Below are 15,911 nucleotides of genomic sequence, written 5' to 3' on the forward strand. Positions count from 1 at the left end.
AACCGCGGCCCTTCTTTCGAAGGGCCGCGGCATTCGTTGCCAGGGATTGCTAGAGCTCGGGCAGCGTCGGCCCACCTTCGCCCTCGCAGGCGTAGAAACTGATAGACGAATACTGGGTCCGGGAACCCCAGTCGATCGGATATGGTCCGTTACGGCAGGTTGCATCGCCGTAGACATCGACGCCCACGATCTGGTCCCGGGCGGCCGTCGCGTAGTAAGTCGTCACCAGCAGCGAGCCGTATGGCGGCATCGGCAATGCCATGCTCGCTCCCGATGACAGTGCCGCAGTAATGACCAGAGCCGGCAGCAGCTTCCTGCGGCCGGTTCCCGAAGTTTCCTTTCGTTTCATGTCGGTACTCCTCCCTTTTTGTCCGAATGGACGCGGCCACCTATAGCGCGGTCCATGCGCAAGGTTCCATGACCGTCTTCCGGTTTCGAAGCCGCTCCTCTCGTGCAACTGCGACCCCGTTCGCACTGCGGCGCGACGCGTTCGCTACAAAAGCCGCTGCCACCTGCTACTCGACCCGGATCGTCACCTTCGCCGGTACGGCATGGATCCGCAGTGCATGGATGCCCAACTCCCCGCCCTGCCAGCGCACCGGCTTGCCATTGATCGTCGCCTTGCCCGGCTCGCCGGCGTAGGGCCACGTAAACACGAGCCCCCCGGTCGGCATCTCGGTCCCGGCATCGATATCAAGCTGCAACAGGCTCCCCTCGCGTCGCAATGAGTATCCCAGCGCACCCTGCGGTGTGCGCAATCCCCGGATCGCCACACCCTTTCCTTCGAACCACTCGACCGGGATCCCCGCCGCCAGCTCGATGCTGTCGTCGGACTCGCGCGTGTACGCGAACATGTCCAGCGCAGAGCGTACGAAATCCGACGCCACCCAGGCGTGCGGCAGGTCACCGACGAAGAACGGCTTGCGCGGGGTGCGCGAGACCACTTCCGCCCACTGGTTCCAGGCCAGCGGCGCGCGATCCTCGAAGAAGAACTGCACCGCGTCCCATGCGCGTTCGCGCCACCCCAGGCGCACGAAGGCCGAGACGTTGCGCCACTCGTAGGGCGTGTAGTCCTTCCATTCGCGCTGACCCGTCTCGCGCTGGCGGAACTCGCGCCAGTAGCGTTCGAAGGTGCTCTGCAGAAGCGCGGTGTAACGCAGCCGGTCGCTGGGCCGTCCCACGGGCTCGGCGCCCAGCGCCAGTGCCATCGTGGTGGAGGTCGGATCGAAATCGCCCAGCTCGGCGGCGCCCGGCAGGTAGTCGATGTCGTGCTGCGCCACCGCCGCGAACAGGGAGGCCTGGAGGTCGGCGTGGAACTGGTCGCGCGAAGCCGCCATCCGTCGCGCGTCCTCGTCCTTGCCCAGCGCCTGCGCGATCTGGACCGCGTCCTTGTAGCCGCGCAGTGCCCAGAAGTCGTCCCAGTACGAATGCATCGGCTTGGCCGAATAGCCCTCATGGCTGATCGAGACCGGCATCAGCCCGTAGAACGCCGGATTCTTCGCGCGATTGGCTTCGGTGCGTTCGCTCAGGCGCAGCTTTTCCATGTACCCGAATGCAGCGGCCACATGCGGCCACATCTTCGCCAGGAACGCCTTGTCGCCGTCGTAGCGGTACAGCTCGGCGATGTTGAAGATCAGCTCGCCATGGCTGTCGTTCTCCGGCACCGGGTCGCTGCCGCGGTCGTCGACGCAGCACGGCACCATGCCGTCCTTGAACTGGTACGGCGCATACCAGTCCACGTACTCGCGCACCGCGTCGGTCCGGCCCATGCGCAGCAGGCCCTCGGAAATCATCGCGCCATCGCGGATCCAGCTGCGCGCGTACGAGCGCGTGCCCGGCTGCAGGCGCGGACCGATGCGCGAGATCAGCATGTGCGCGGTGGCGGTGCGCAGGGTGTCGGCAAGCGCCTGCCCTTCTGGCGGAACGTCGATGCGCACGTCGCCGAGCCGGTCGCGCCAGGCCTTCGCGGCCTGGGCCTGCAGCGCCGAGGCGTCCCACTCGTTGCTCTTGAACGGGATGTCGCCGATCAGCGGCGCGAGCAGGTCCACTTCGCGCGATTCGCCCGGCGCCAGCTGCATCCGGTAGAGCAGCGCGCCGGACGCCAGCCCGGTGGGATCCTCGACCTGCGTGGTGGCAGGCAGTTCGCCGCCGGCCAGCAGGCTGGCCGCCATGCCGGCATCGAACGTGCTCGCGAAGCGCGCATCCGGAAGCTGCCGCGCGAACAACCGCGGCTCGCCGTCGACCTCGGTCACGATGCGGCCCAGTGCAAGGCGATCAATCCGGCTCACGCCGCCGATGGTGTTGAGGAACTGGCTCGGCGGGTTCACCTGCAGCGGCCGGAGCGCCAGCGCCAGCGTGTACGTGCGCGGCTGGTCGGTGGTGTTCTCCAGGCGATAGCGCGCCACCAGCTGCGCCAACTGCGCATTGCCATGGGCGAATGCTGTGACCCGCAGGCCAAAGGCCGGATGGCTCCAGTCCACCGCCGGTATCGGCAGGTAGCCGTCCTGCAGCGACTGCGAAGCCTTCACTCCGGCCCAGCCGACGAGTTCATGGTCGAGCAGCACGAACGGTTCGATGCTGAAGCCGCCCTTCGCCACCTCGATCGCGCCGTCCTCGCCGATCAGCCCCTGCTCGCTGCCGCCGTCGACGCCGAGGATCGTCCAGTACGGCTGCTCGCCGCTGAAGCCGCGCGGGAACCAGCCACGCGGCGAATGCGCGGCCACGGACTTGATGAAATCGTTGGGAATCGCCGCGAACGCGAGCGGCTCGACCTGCACATCCTCCAGCATGCGCGCCTGCCCCGGCCCGTCCTGGACGAGGATGCCGACATAGCGCGCCTCGGATTCGGGCAGCGCGATCCAGTCCGTGCTGCCGTTGCCATCGACCACCGTGCGGACGTCGCGGAACGTTTGGGCATCGTCCGACAACTGCACGACGTAGCGCGATGCCTGCGCACCCCCGCGCCAGCGCAAGGTCAGCCCGCCGAACTCGCGCACGCTGCCCAGGTCGAGCAGGAGCCGCTCGCCATCCTTGCCGTTCCACGCAGTCTTCGCATTGCCGTCGATCGCGGCGCCCGCATCGCCGGTCGTGGCCGTCGCAGTGGCGGTCAACGGGCTGTCGTCGGCCTTTTCCAGACGCTGCATCCGCAGCGAGTCGAAGCAGACCGAGCCCTTGCCGCCAACGCGGTTGTAGACGGTGAACTCGAGCTTCGCGCTGTGGCGCAGCACGCGATCCGGGCTCGGGCCCCAGGCCTTGTCGATGTGGCGCTTCTTGTAGCGCACGCCCGTCCATCGGTCCTGGAAGTCGACGCCGGTCCGATTCACCCACCACACGTTGTCGCCGCTGTCATCGACGAACTTCATCTGCAGGTCGTTGGCCGGGGAATCGCCGCGCAACTGGAAGGTGAAGGCATAGTTCTCGGGGTAATCGATCGGCAGGTCGCGCTGGATGCCGGCGTAACCGGACACGCCATTGAAGTCGTAATCCAGGCACAGTGCCCTGCCCTCCGCGCCATCGACCAGGCGCAGCTTGCCGCTGACCTGGTTGGAGGTGACCAGGCGCCAGGGAGTGGTGTCCTCGAAGCCGTCGAGGAGCCGTGACTCGCCGATGAGCTGCTGGGCGAATGCGGGGGTGGAAACCAGAACAAGCAGCATGCCAATGATCTTCATCGCACGTTTCAATTCACACTCCTTGGATTGCTGCCATCCATGGCATGACTTCACAGGCGCGGATCGCCCGGCCCGCCCATCCGTGGCCGGGCGTTCGCCATCGCGCGAACCCATGGTTCGCAAGCGCGATGGCTCACCCCTTCACGCTCCCGAGCAGCAGCCCCTGGATGTAGTGGCGCTGAAGCGCCAGGAACAGCAGCAGCACCGGCACGATGGTCACCACCGATCCTGCCATCATCAGTTCATTGTCCTGCACGTGCTCGCGCGACAGCGAGGCCAGCGCCACCGGCAGGGTCTGCAGGCTCTGGTCGCTGAGCACGATCAGCGGCCACATGAAGTCGTTCCATGCGGCCATGAAGCTGAAGATCGCCAGCGTGACGATGATCGGCTTCAACGCCGGCAGCACGACCTGGAAGAAGATCCGCATCTCGCCGGCGCCGTCGATGCGCGCAGCCTCGAGCAGTTCGTCCGGGATCGAGCGCGCGTACTGCCGCACCAGGAAGATGCCGAAGATCGTCGCCATGCCCGGCACGATTGCGCCCATGTAGGTGTTCACCAGCCCCATCTGCTTGAGCAGCAGGAACAGCGGCATCATCGCCACCTGCGCCGGGATCACCAGCGCCGCCAGCAACAGCCGGAACGTGCGCTCGCGCCCGGCGAACTTCAACTTCGCGAACGCGTAGCCGGCCATGGTGTTGAACAGCAGCGCCAGCAGCGTGACGCAGGTCGAGACCAGGAAACTGTTGAACAGGTAACGCCCCATGCCCGCCTTGGCGAACAGTTCGTGATAGTTGCCAAGCGTGGGCGTCGCCGGTAACAGCGGCGGCGGGAAATGCGCGGCCTCGCCGGTCTGCATGAACGAGACCGACAGCATCCACAGCAGCGGCGCCAGGCTGAGCACGGCCAGTGCGAGCAGCAGGCCGTTGACCACGGCAGTGGCGAGGGGGCGATTCATTCCACCCCCTTCCTGCGTGCGAACCACAGCAACCCACTGGTCACCGCGACCATCAGCACGAACAACAGGAACGCCACCGCCGATGCGTTGCCCAGGTTCCACCACTTGAAGCCCTCGTCGTACATCAGGTAGAGCACGCTCTTGGTGCTTTCCAGCGGCCCGCCCTGGGTCATCACGTAGGGTTCGGCGAACAGCTGGAAGTAGCCGGACATGGTCAGGATGCCTACCAGCAGCAGCACAGGCCCCAGCATCGGCAGGGTCACGTGGCGGAACTGCCGCCATACACCGGCGCCGTCGATGCGCGCGGCTTCGTATAGATCTTCCGGGATCGACTGCAGCCCGGCGAGGAAGATGATCATGTTGTAGCCGAAGTTCTTCCACACCGCGAACAGGATGATGGTCGGCATCGCCCAGTGCGGGTCGCCGAGCCAGTCGACCGGTTCGATGCCGATCGACGACAGGCCCCAGTTCACCAGCCCGTAGCGGGTGTGGAACAGGTAGCGCCAGATCACCGCCACCGCGACGACGGTGGTCACCACCGGGGCGAAGAATGCGGTTCGGTAGAAGCCCTTGAAGCGTCCGAGCTTCGAATGCAGCAGCACCGCGGCGCCCAGCGACACCGCGATCGACAGCGGCACGCCGACGACCACGAAATACAGCGTATTGCCCAGCGTCTTCCAGAACAGCGGGTTGTGCAGCAGGCCGATGTAGTTGTCGAAGGCGACGAAGCGCAGGTTGTCGATGTCGGCCAGCGCGTAGATGTCGAAGTCGGTGACGCTCAACGCGAGCGCCGCGACCACCGGCAGGAAGAAGAACACCGCGATCACCAGCAGCGCCGGCGCAGCGAAGGTCCAGCCGGCGAGCGCGCGGGTCACGGCATCGCTCCGGTCGCTGCGCGACCACTGCCCTGCTCCAGCATCCACCGCCGCTTCTCCAGGATCGCATCGGTGCGCCGGTCGAGTTCCACCGCTGCCTCGTCCACGCTCAGGCGCCCGTTGGCCACCAGTTCCCCCACCAGCTTCAGCTCGGTGGCGATGCGCTCCCACTCCGGCACCTTGGGCGTCGAGACCGCGCGCTCGAGCTGGATGCGGAACGCACGCGCGTACGGATCATTCGCCAATGCCGGGTTCTCCCACGGCGACCGCCGCGGCGGCAGGTTCCCGGTCATGCCGTGGAACTTCACCTGCACCGCCGGATCGGACAGGTAGGCGATCAGCTTCCAGGCAGCCTCCTTGTGCTCCGACTTGCGGAACACGACGAAACTGGTGCCACCGGCTACCGATGCACCGGGGCCGTCGGGCCCGGGCAGCGGCATCGTCATCCAGGTGTCCGCCAGCGCCGGGGGCAGGCGCTTCTTGAACTCGGCGATGTTCCACGGACCGTTGATGTAGAACGTGTAGTAGCCCTTGCCGAACTCGTCCCAGACATTGGAGATCGCGGTGTTGCCGACCCTCGGCGCCCAGTCCTTGTCGAAGATCTCCTTGTAGAACGCCAGCGTGCGCTTGAACCCTTCGCTGCGGAAATTGCCGTAGCGACCGCCGTCGCGCAGCAGCGGGTCGTGGATGGCGAGGTTGAGCAGCGGTTCGAACTCGTTGAGCGGCAGCAGGATCGCGTAACGCTTCGGCCCGACCTCGCGCTTGACCGCGGCCATCGCCGTGCGCCATTCGTCCCAGTCCGTCGGCGGCTTGTCGATGCCCGCCTCGCGCAGCAGGTCGGCGCGGTAGAACGGCAGCCGCGTTTCCACGTACCAGGGCACGGCGTAGGTGACGCCATCGATGACGCCGCTGTCCCACGCGCCGGCGTAGTAGTCGGCGGCATCGAAACCGGGCGTGGCGGAGATCCGGTCGTCCAGCGGCGCCAGCGCGCCGAGCAGCGCGAACTCGGGGATCCAGGTGTTGCCCAGCGGCGTCACGTCCGGCAGCGAGTCGCCGGCGAACGCGGTCAACAGTTTCTCGTGCGCCGAGAGCACCGGCATCTGCTGCAATTCGACATGGATGCCGGGATTCTGCCGCTCGAATTCAGGCAGCAGCCGCGCGACCTGTTCGCCCTCGAAGCCCATGACCCAGAACGTGATGGTCTCGCGCGCCGGCTCCTGCCGTGCGCAGCCCGACAGCAGGGCGACGAGCAGGCATGCCGAAGCGCGCCAGACCGGCCAGGTTCCCGGCGCAGGAAGGGAACGGCGGCGTGGCGATGGCTTGGATTGGCGCATGTCGGCAGTGTATCCGCTGCGATTGCAGGTTCGATTTGGCGGCTTGCGGTGCCTTCAGCGGCGGCCTCACCGGCGCTGGCGCGTTGTCGCCGCCGGGCTCGCCCGCCTTCGTTCCGCCAGTCTGTCCAGGTGCCGCAGCCTCCGCATCGCCCTGCGGCTTGTCCTTCTCCGCATCCAACCAACCGCCGGTGAAGCCCGCGCGTTCCAGCCCGGCGCGGACATAGGGATCGCGCTTGATGACGTTCCAGACGAACTCGTTCCGATAGTTCGCGATCATGGTCAGGATCGGGCCCTGGTCGATGCCGATGTAATCGCTCGCCACCCAGCCCTTGTCCGGGACCAGGCGCCCGGTCTTGAGCGGGATGTCGTAGTTGAAGCTGGGATTGAAGGAATCGAGGAATCCGTAACTCGAATACAGGAAATCACCATAGCGCTCGTGCATTTCCACGGTCGCCGGGATCACCACTTCCGGCGCGAACACCAGCGAGCCGATCGCCGCGGTCGGCGCGATGGTGCCGTCGTCGTAGGCGTCGCGCAGGCCGGCGCCGCGTGCGCTGTAATGGCGGAACTCGCGCTCCTCGCCGTTGTACAGCTGCATCGTGCGCTGCGGACCGTCGCTGGCGGTCAGGCCCCAGACGTTCTCGCCGTAACCCTTCCACTTCATCGGGTTCTCGATGGCGTAGGTGCGCTGCGCCAGCGTCGCCCGGCGGCTGTTCTCGAAATAGTCGATGCCTCGCGCGCGCATGTACTCGTCCTGGATGCCGCGGAAATCGATCCACACCTCGCTGTACTGGTGGCCGAACTGTGGCGCGAAACTCAGGTATTCCTGGCCTTCGTAGTGGCCCCAGCCCCGGTCATAGGTGCTGGTCCAGGCGGCCCAGGCGTCCGGCTCGATCGGATGGGTGGGCGACCCCAGCGCCAGGATGTAGACCAGCATCGCCTCGTTGTAGCCTTCCCAGTCGTGCTCGATGAACCCGGTCTCCGGATACCAGCCCATCGAGATCAGCGGCGAGCGCACCTGCAGCCAAGGCCACTCGACACGCCGGTAAAGCTCATCGGCGATCTCCCGGATCGCCTGTTCGCGCGGGTCGTCGCGGTCGTAGTACCCGCGCGTGAACAACACGCCCATCATCATCAGCGCCGTGTCCACGCTCGACAGCTCCACCCAGGGCTCGTAGCGCTGTCCCTTCTGCATGTCGAGGAAGTGGTAGTAGAAACCGTGGTAACCCGAGGTGCCCTCCTTCTGCGGCCCCATCTTCGCGTCACGCAGGAATTCCAGCGTGGTCAACGTGCGGTCGACCGCCTGGCGCCGGCTCACCCACCCGTTTTCGATGCCGATCGGATACGCAGTCAGCGCGAACCCGATCGAGGCGATGGAAGCGAACGGCCGCGACGGGAAGCGGTCCGGCGTCATCCCGTTGACCTCGTTGGTCGTATCCCAGAAGAACTGGAACGTGCGCTTCTCGATGTCCTTGAACAGCGGCGGCAGCGCGGGCTGCGCACCAACCGCCACCTCGCCTGGCTCCTGCGACGGCGGTTGCGGCACCTGCACCACCGGCTCGGCCGGGCGCTCTTGCTGCTGCACGGATGGCCGCGCTTCCGGTTCGTCGATCTTCTTGCATGCCGCAAGCGGAAGGACAAGGCATGAAATCAGGACCAGCGTGAAGGAAAAACTGCGGTGTCGCATTGCGCCAGGGCACCTCTTGTGCATTCGTGGAACGGGAAAAGCCAGGCCGCCCGGTGCGGGCGGCCTGTCATCGATCGATCACCAGTCGAGGCCGAACGAGAGCTTGAACATCCTTGGCGGCCAGATCGTTCCAACGCCGTTTCGATTTCCGAAGTTGGGGTTGGGCGCGCCTGGCGTGCCACGCCAGTTGTCGTAGTCGGTGTAGTTCTTCCAGTTGAAGACATTGAAGACGTCGCCGCGCACGTAGAAGCTCAGGTCGGTTCCGGTGTTCCAGGTCTTCTGCAGGGCGATGTCGAGCTGCTTGAAGCCGATCGTTTCGTCGGCGATGAAGGAATCGAAGTAGCAATTGTCCGTGCTGGTGGTGTTGTAGCAGTTCGTCGAATCCTTCGGGTTCGGGCTCGCCAGCGTCAGTTTGCTCGAGAGCGTCATGCCCCAGAAATCCCCGAACGCCGTTGCGACGAGGCGATGCTTCGGAATCCCAACGGAGGTGATGAAGGGCAACCCGTCGAGGTTCGGGTAGTCGAAGGTGAAATGTTCATCGTTGTTTGCCGCGTTGAGGCGATTTTCCTTCGCATCGCTATAGGTGTACGCGATGGTGCCCCCCCACGGCGACTCCTCCGAGTAGGGCTTGTCGATCGAGAGCAGCAGCTGGTTGAGCTTGGTCTCGATGCCGTTGTCGCCGACCAGCAGCCTGCCATAGCCAGGGATCCCGAAATCCCAGGGCTGGTGCCCCCAGGTAGCGTCGGGAAAAGCCGGGTCGCGATAGCTGCCATCCGGCCAACGGTTGCCAAGCGCGAAGACGACGCCGTCGTAGCTGCGCACATGGGCGATTGTCGCCGATGTATTCCAGTCGTGGTTCCACACCGTGACCGTGTTGCGCATGCCCAGGCTGAACTGGTCCGAATACGGAGTCTCAAGATCGTTGTTGATCATGAACACCTCGGCGCCCAGGTTCGGGTTCGCCGCGACCAGTGCGTAGAGGTTGGCCGGATCGTAGTAGGCCGGATCCCATGCCACGCAGGTGCCGGTTCCGACCGTGCACGGATGGTCGGGCGTATTGAAGGAGTAGCGATAGCCCGGGAACGTCGACTTGGATTGCTCGAGCGCCAGGTAGTCGAACAGGTTGCGGTCATAGGAGCGCCCTGCGCCGCCGAAGATCACGTGGCGCTGATCCGCGAAGAGGTCGTAGGAGAAGCCCAGTCGCGGCGCCCAGTTGTTCTTGTCGGGCTTGCGGTTGCTGCCGTCGCTGATGTAGTCCTCGATGTCGTAGTCGACATTCGGCCCGTGGACGTTGCTCCAACCGCGCAATGCGGCGACCAGGCCGGGATCTGTCACGTAGTCCTCGAAGCCAGGCGTTTCTTCGTAGTCGTACCGGATGCCGAGGTTCAGCGTCAGCTTGTCCGTGACCTCCCAATCGTCCTGGAGGTAGATTCCGTACTGCTTGTTGCGTGAACTGATGTTGCGGTCGCCGATGCCGGGCAGCGGCGCGCCGAACTCCACGTCCCAAGGAATGAAGTCGTCGATCGCCGTCCGCCCTGCGTCGATGTTCTCGCCCAGGTCGTAGCGGAACTGCGGGTTGTAGGGCTGCTGCTCGAAGGCGTTGATCTTGACCGACTTGTACTTGATGCCCGCCTTGATCGTGTGCCCCTCCAGGCCAGTGAAGGTGAAGTCGTTCTGGATCGATTCGCCCTTCTGGCCCTTGTCCTGAAAGTCGCGGCCACCGCCGATGTTGAGCAGGGTGTCGCCGTCATTCTGGTTGGCCAACGTCGACCGGATGGACCTGCCCGGTCCCATCGTGATCGGGCGCGGGCTCCATTCGTCGTCCTCGGAAGTCAGGTGCAGGTCGTTCAACCAGCTCATCCCGCTCCATTGCCAGCGCAGGTCGACGCGGGTGCTGTCGTTGGTCTTGGCGGTTCCGTAGGAGGGAACATTCGGGCCGTCGCCGACACCCGTGATCTCCGTTTCCTCGCGCTTCTTCGCGGACAGCTCGACCAGATGGGCATCTCCAGCCTGCCAGGTCAGCTTGCCGAAGTAGTTGTCCTGCTTGAATGGCGCATTGGCCGCACCAAGGTAGGACAGGATCTCCGGCGTCAGGTAGGCCGGATCGAAGTTGCTGGTTCCCAGGCGAACCGTGCGCGGGCGATCGATCTCCTTCGCCTCGTATGTCACGAAGAAGAACAGGTTGTCGCGGACGATCGGCCCGCCGAACGAGGCGCCGTACTGCTCCTCCTTGGAAGGCACCTTGAAATCGCCCTTTTCTTCGGCAAACGTCGGCTGGCGCCAACCGTCGTTCGTGTAGTCCCAGAAGAAGTGGCCTTCGAATTCATTGGTGCCCGACTTCGTGACCGCCGTGACCGCGGCGCTGGAAATCTGGTCGTACTCGGCCTTGTAGTTCGACGTGATGACCTTGTACTCGCCGATGGCCAGCTGCGGGAACGGGCTGCCGCTGGAAGAGTCCTGGCCGCTGACACCGCCCTTGAGCACGTAGTTCTTCTGTCCGATGCCGTCGATGAAGACGTTGATGCCGTTGGAATTCTGCGCGCCGCCCCGCAGCTTGCTGGTACCGTCCGAACCGGTTTCGAAGATCATGCCCGGCACGGTGTCCGCGAACGCCAGGAAGTTGCGCGACGCCTGCGGCAACGCCTCGATCTGCTTCTGGGTGACATAGGTGGCCACCTCGGATGTCTTCGTTTCCACGACCATCGGCGCCGTGACGGTCACGGTCGCCAGGTCGGTCGCCTCGCCCGTCGGCGCCGTTTCGGCCACGCCGCCCACGCCCAGGTTCACCGTCGCGGTCTGGCCGATCTGCACGGTGATGTTCTGTGAACTGGTCTGGCCGTTGGCAGTGACATCCAGGCGATAGCTGCCCGGCGGCAGGCCGTTGAGCGAATAGCTGCCATTGCCCGTGCTTTGCACACTGCGTGTCAGCCCCGTCGCCAGGTTGGTTGCCGTCACCGTGGCGCCGCCCGCGGGCGTCGAATCAGCGGAGACCTGGCCGCGGATCGTGGCCGAGGTGGATTGCGCCAGGACCTGTGGCGCGGCCAGCAGCATGCAGCTGGCCAGTGCACAGGCCAGCAGCGTGCGGTTGTGTCTGCGTGTGGAACGATGCGTGGACTTCATGACGTCTCCCCTCCCAGGGCCGGTCAATGTGGGACATCTGCCATCGGTGATCTTTTTGTAGTGGCCGTGATCGTTGTGTTCACACGCCCCCGGGCCGCTCAGGCAACAACGTGTTTGCGGATTAGCGCGTCTTCCTCCCGCTCGCTCCGGCGACGCTCGAGTCGCGCACCATCAACTTCGGAACCAGAGGCTCCATCTGGCCCATGTCATCGCCCGGATCGGCGTCCGGCGCCATGCTGTCCAGGAGCGTGCGCAGGGCGCGGCCGCCGAGTTCGGCGATGTCCACGCGCATCGTGGTCAACGACGGGTGCACGTAACGCGCAAGCGGGATGTCGTCGAAGCCGGCGATGGCGATGTCGCGCGGCGCCTGGACGCCGGCGTGGTTGAGCGCGAACAGGCAACCCAGCGCCATCATGTCGTTGGCGGCGAAGACCGCGTCCGGGCGATCGGCGCCGGCCAGCAGTTCGCCGCCCGCGCGATGGCCGGAAGCCTCGTGGAAGTCGCCTTCGAGGATCCATGGCCGCGCATCGGGCAGGCTCGCGGCGAGTTCGTCGCGATAGCCACGCAGGCGCTCGGAGGCGTCGAAATTGTTGTCGGGGCCCGAGATGAAGGCGATCCGGCGATGCCCCGCCGCCACCAGGTGCCGCACCATCTCGCGTGCGCCACCATAGTTGTCCACGCTGACCGCCCGCAGGTCCGTCTCGGCGAGGCTGCTGTTCATCAGCACGGCCGGCATGCCGGGGCTGAGGTTGTCGCGGACCATCCCGGTGTCGCCCACGAACGGCGACATGACCAGCAGGCCATCGACGCGGCCACGCATGGCGCGCAGCGCCGCGCCCTGTTCGGCCGGGTTGCCGTGGTAGCTGGACACCAGCAGGTGCAGGCCGCGCTCGCGGGCGCCGTGGTCGATGCCGCGCATCAGTTCGGAGAAGAACTCGCCATACAGGTCCGGCAGCACCACGCCGATGGTGTGGGTGCGGCGGCTGCTGAGGCTGCGCGCCGCGTGGTGCGGGCTGTAGCGCAGTTCATTGGCGACGCTCAGTACGCGCTGGCGCACGGCCTCGGCCACGTTCTCGTGCCCGTTGAGGGCCCGCGAGACCGTCGCCACCGATACGTTCGCCTGCTTCGCGACGTCTTTGATCGTGACGCTCACCCGCCCTCCCGTGCCCGGTTGACTGCGGCGGACTGTAAACGTTTCCAGAGATCAAAGTAAAGCCAGGGTAAAACCCTTGAAGCCAAGGCCTCGCAGGCTACGACACCCCGTAAAAACAGGGCTCGCGCATGCTGCAACGCAGCAGCCGCCATCGCCGCCGATCACATGCCGGCGGGCGTCCGGGCGTGAATGGACAAAGCGTGGATGTCGGTTGTCATCAGGGCGCCGAGCGCGTCATAGATGGCGCGATGCCGCGCCAACGGCGACAGGCCGGCGAATGCCTCGCTGACGATTTCCACATCGAAGTGCCCGCGTCCATCACGCGCGCCGGCATGACCGGCATGGCGATGACTGTCGTCGCGCACTTCGAGCACGGTCGGCGCGAATGCCACCTGGAGGGCGTCGCGGATGGCGGCGACGCGCTGTTCGCGTGGCAACGGCCCGGCGGCGGTCATGGCAGGACGACGTTGAACGGGCGCACGTCGACCCGGGTGTAGACGCCCGCGGCAACATAGGGGTCCGCGTCGGCCCAGGTCCGCGCCTCCTCCAGCGATCCGAACTCGGCGATCACGATGCTGCCGCTGAAACCGGCCGGGCCGGGATCGACGGCATCGATGGCCGGGCACGGGCCAGCCAGCAGCAGGCGGCCGGCATCGCGCAGGGCGGTCAAACGGCCCAGGTGTTCGGGGCGGGCCTGCTTGCGCTGCGCGAGCACATCGGTGCCGTCGTGGCCTTCGATCGCATACCACATGTCGTGCGTTTCCCTGGGGACTGGAGGAAGCCGGAATTGTAGCCACCTGCGTTCAGCCACGCGCTGGACACGATCTGTGCGAGCCCGTACCCTAAACTCCAGTTCCACTGACCGGGAAACCCGCAGCGGCCCGTCCCCAGACGCCCGACCCGCTGTTTCCAACCGGTCCAGTCCGACGACCTTCCACCGTCCCACGCCGCGACATCTTGCGGCGCGAGCCGCACATGGCGTCCGGCTGCCATCCGCTTCGAATGGCGACTCCCATCGCCGCAATGCTGCAAACCGGCCGCGGCCCCGTCGCGCGCCAAAGCCCATCATGTGGCCCAAGGGGGCTGCGAACCGCATGACCGAAGACACCGCGTCCGCTACGCCTGTGCAAAGCCAGGCGGCCTTGCACCCGCAGCAGCAGGAAATGCCGCTGGCAGTGGTGCACGGCCAGGCCGTGCTGCAGATCCCGCAGGACCTGTACATCCCGCCGGACGCGCTGGAAGTCATCCTCGACGCCTTCGAGGGGCCGCTGGACCTGCTGCTGTACCTGATCCGGCGCCAGAACCTCGACATCCTCGATATCCCGGTGGCCGAGATCACCCGCCAGTACGTCGACTACATCGGCGTGATGCAGGAGATGCGCTTCGAACTGGCCGCCGAGTACCTGGTAATGGCCGCGATCCTGGCCGAGATCAAGTCGCGCATGCTGCTGCCGCGCTCGACCGAAGAGGAAGCGCTGGAGGACGATCCGCGCGCCGACCTCGTCCGGCGCCTGCAGGAGTACGAGCGCTTCAAGCAGGCCGCCGAGGACCTCGACGCCCTGCCCCGCCAGGACCGCGACACCACGCCGGCCGCCGCATTCGTTCCCGACCGCGCCAGCGTCAAGGCGCCGCCGCCGGTGGACCTGCGCGAGATGCTGCTGGCACTGCACGACGTGCTCAAGCGCGCCGAGTTGTTCACCGGCCACGCGATCAAGCGCGACGCCCTCAGCGTGCGCCAGCGCATGGGCGAGCTGCTGACCCGGCTCGAGGACGGCAGCTTCCACCGCTTCGAGTCGCTGTTCGAGGCGCGCGAAGGCAAGCTCGGCGTCGTGGTCACCTTCCTGTCGATCCTGGAGCTGGCTAAGGAGCGCCTGCTGGAGATCGTGCAGGAAGTCGCGCTCGGGCCGATCTACCTCAAGTCGCTGGCCACGCGCGACGGCGACACCGCCGCGCTGGAGCTGTCGAGCGAGTTCGACGAGGACGACGGCGCGGCCAATGACGATGCGTGACTGCTTTTCTCCTTCCCCTTCAAGGGGAAGGCCGGGATGGGGATGGGTGTCCGTGACGCCGCGACTCTGCTAGCCGCGACTGCCCCGGCGAATAACCCATCCCCACCCAACCCTCCCCTTGAAGGGGAGGGCTTTTCCACCCCATGACCCATGACCGAGTCCCGATGGACCCACAACTGATCAAACGCATCGTCGAGGCGGCCCTGCTCGCCGCCAACCAGCCGCTGACCGCGGTGCAGCTGCACGCGTTGTTCCCGCTGGATGAGCCCGCACCCGATGGCAGCATCATCCAGGCGCTCGAATCGCTGCAGGCCGACTGCGCTGAACGCGGCGTGGAGCTGGTCGAGCTGGCCTCCGGCTGGCGCTACCAGGTCCAGGCCGACGTGCACGCCTGGGTGGCGCGGCTGTGGACCGAGCGCCAGACCAAGTACACCCGCGCCACGCTGGAAACCCTGGCCCTGATCGCCTACCGCCAGCCGATCACTCGCGGCGAAATCGAACAAGTCCGCGGCGTGGCGGTGAACAGCAACATCATCAAGGCGCTGGAAGAGCGCGAGTGGATCCGCGTCGTCGGCCACCGCGACATCCCCGGCCGCCCGGAACTGCTCGGCACCACCAAGGGCTTCCTCGATTACTTCGGCCTCAAGCGCCTGGACGAACTGCCGCCGCTGTCGGAACTCAAGGACTTCGGCGAGCTCGACCCGCAACTGCAGTTCGACGGCAAGCCCGGCACGGCCATGCCGGTCGGCGACATCAGTGCCGACGGCGCGGATGCCGAACAGGCCGAAGGCGATGATGCCGATGACGGGCATGGCAAAGGGGAGGACGCGCAAGGCATCGCCACCGACGGCACCGATGGCGCCGGCAACGGTGACGACGCGGGCGACGCTTCCATCGACACGACCGACCTGGCAAGCGAAGCCGAACACGATATCGACGACCCGGACACGGGCGACGACGAAGCCGCCGCAGCGGACGCCGACGCAGGCGCGGACATGGATGCCGACAACGACACCAACAACACTGACACCGACGCTGACACCGTCGACGACCCCCACATCAATCCGTCGCAAGACGACACGAACACAGATGCCCTCGCCGACGAAGGCG

Annotated in this window: 10 protein-coding genes and 2 pseudogenes; 2 read left to right on the forward strand and 10 right to left on the reverse strand. The window is 66.0% G+C overall.

Going from position 1 to position 15,911, the window contains the following annotated elements:
* Positions 1–49: 49 nt before the first annotated feature.
* From ACTJIL_RS05740 to ACTJIL_RS05785, 10 genes and pseudogenes are all read right to left on the reverse strand, one after another.
* Entirely contained in the window at positions 50–349 is a 300-nt protein-coding gene (locus ACTJIL_RS05740) for a hypothetical protein (RefSeq protein WP_440754599.1), read from the reverse strand.
* A gap of 166 nt (positions 350–515) precedes the next feature.
* Positions 516–3,668 (reverse strand): discoidin domain-containing protein, encoded by a 3,153-nt coding sequence (locus ACTJIL_RS05745; RefSeq protein WP_440755857.1) that lies wholly within the window; start codon positions 3,666–3,668, stop codon positions 516–518.
* 133 nt (positions 3,669–3,801) lie between these two features.
* On the reverse strand, positions 3,802–4,623 hold the full coding sequence (locus ACTJIL_RS05750; RefSeq protein ID WP_440754600.1) for a carbohydrate ABC transporter permease: 822 nt from the start codon (positions 4,621–4,623) through the stop codon (positions 3,802–3,804).
* Positions 4,620–5,498, reverse strand: coding sequence for a carbohydrate ABC transporter permease (locus ACTJIL_RS05755; RefSeq protein ID WP_440754601.1), 879 nt, complete (start codon positions 5,496–5,498; stop codon positions 4,620–4,622). The genes ACTJIL_RS05750 and ACTJIL_RS05755 overlap by 4 nt, the downstream gene beginning before the upstream one ends.
* Positions 5,495–6,682, reverse strand: coding sequence for a sugar ABC transporter substrate-binding protein (locus tag ACTJIL_RS05760; RefSeq protein ID WP_440754602.1), 1,188 nt, complete (start codon positions 6,680–6,682; stop codon positions 5,495–5,497). Before ACTJIL_RS05760 ends, ACTJIL_RS05755 begins: the two co-directional genes overlap by 4 nt.
* A gap of 265 nt (positions 6,683–6,947) precedes the next feature.
* Positions 6,948–8,327, reverse strand: a pseudogene (locus ACTJIL_RS05765) (glucoamylase family protein); the annotation flags it as partial.
* A 270-nt stretch (positions 8,328–8,597) separates the two neighbouring features.
* Positions 8,598–11,639, reverse strand: coding sequence for a TonB-dependent receptor (locus tag ACTJIL_RS05770; RefSeq protein WP_440754603.1), 3,042 nt, complete (start codon positions 11,637–11,639; stop codon positions 8,598–8,600).
* A 121-nt stretch (positions 11,640–11,760) separates the two neighbouring features.
* Positions 11,761–12,792 carry a LacI family DNA-binding transcriptional regulator gene (locus ACTJIL_RS05775; RefSeq protein WP_440754604.1) on the reverse strand — a complete coding sequence of 344 codons (1,032 nt, stop codon included), beginning with the start codon at positions 12,790–12,792 and terminating at the stop codon, positions 11,761–11,763.
* A 161-nt stretch (positions 12,793–12,953) separates the two neighbouring features.
* Positions 12,954–13,247, reverse strand: coding sequence for a BolA family protein (locus tag ACTJIL_RS05780; protein WP_440754605.1), 294 nt, complete (start codon positions 13,245–13,247; stop codon positions 12,954–12,956).
* Positions 13,244–13,543: a YciI family protein gene (locus ACTJIL_RS05785; protein WP_440754606.1), complete on the reverse strand. Its 300-nt coding sequence runs from the start codon at positions 13,541–13,543 to the stop codon at positions 13,244–13,246. Before ACTJIL_RS05785 ends, ACTJIL_RS05780 begins: the two co-directional genes overlap by 4 nt.
* A 343-nt stretch (positions 13,544–13,886) precedes the next feature.
* On the opposite strand from ACTJIL_RS05785, the gene ACTJIL_RS05790 reads away from it, so the two are divergent.
* Complete coding sequence (locus ACTJIL_RS05790) at positions 13,887–14,801, forward strand: segregation and condensation protein A (RefSeq protein ID WP_440754607.1); 915 nt, start codon at positions 13,887–13,889, stop codon at positions 14,799–14,801.
* Between the two features lie 164 nt (positions 14,802–14,965).
* Positions 14,966–15,892, forward strand: a pseudogene (gene scpB / locus ACTJIL_RS05795) (SMC-Scp complex subunit ScpB); the annotation flags it as partial.
* Positions 15,893–15,911: the final 19 nt, after the last annotated feature.

The sequence above is a fragment of the Luteimonas sp. 22616 genome, from assembly GCF_052044325.1.
Classification (GTDB): Bacteria; Pseudomonadota; Gammaproteobacteria; order Xanthomonadales; family Xanthomonadaceae; genus Luteimonas.

Coding starts and splice junctions, on each gene's coding strand:
- ACTJIL_RS05745 (WP_440755857.1), bottom strand. CDS start 3,668: ATGAAGATCATTGGCATGCTGCTTGTTCTGGTTTCCACCCCCGCATTC.
- ACTJIL_RS05770 (WP_440754603.1), bottom strand. CDS start 11,639: ATGAAGTCCACGCATCGTTCCACACGCAGACACAACCGCACGCTGCTG.
- ACTJIL_RS05760 (WP_440754602.1), bottom strand. CDS start 6,682: ATGGGCTTCGAGGGCGAACAGGTCGCGCGGCTGCTGCCTGAATTCGAG.
- ACTJIL_RS05740 (WP_440754599.1), bottom strand. CDS start 349: ATGAAACGAAAGGAAACTTCGGGAACCGGCCGCAGGAAGCTGCTGCCG.
- ACTJIL_RS05750 (WP_440754600.1), bottom strand. CDS start 4,623: ATGAATCGCCCCCTCGCCACTGCCGTGGTCAACGGCCTGCTGCTCGCA.
- ACTJIL_RS05790 (WP_440754607.1), top strand. CDS start 13,887: ATGACCGAAGACACCGCGTCCGCTACGCCTGTGCAAAGCCAGGCGGCC.
- ACTJIL_RS05780 (WP_440754605.1), bottom strand. CDS start 13,247: ATGACCGCCGCCGGGCCGTTGCCACGCGAACAGCGCGTCGCCGCCATC.
- ACTJIL_RS05785 (WP_440754606.1), bottom strand. CDS start 13,543: ATGTGGTATGCGATCGAAGGCCACGACGGCACCGATGTGCTCGCGCAG.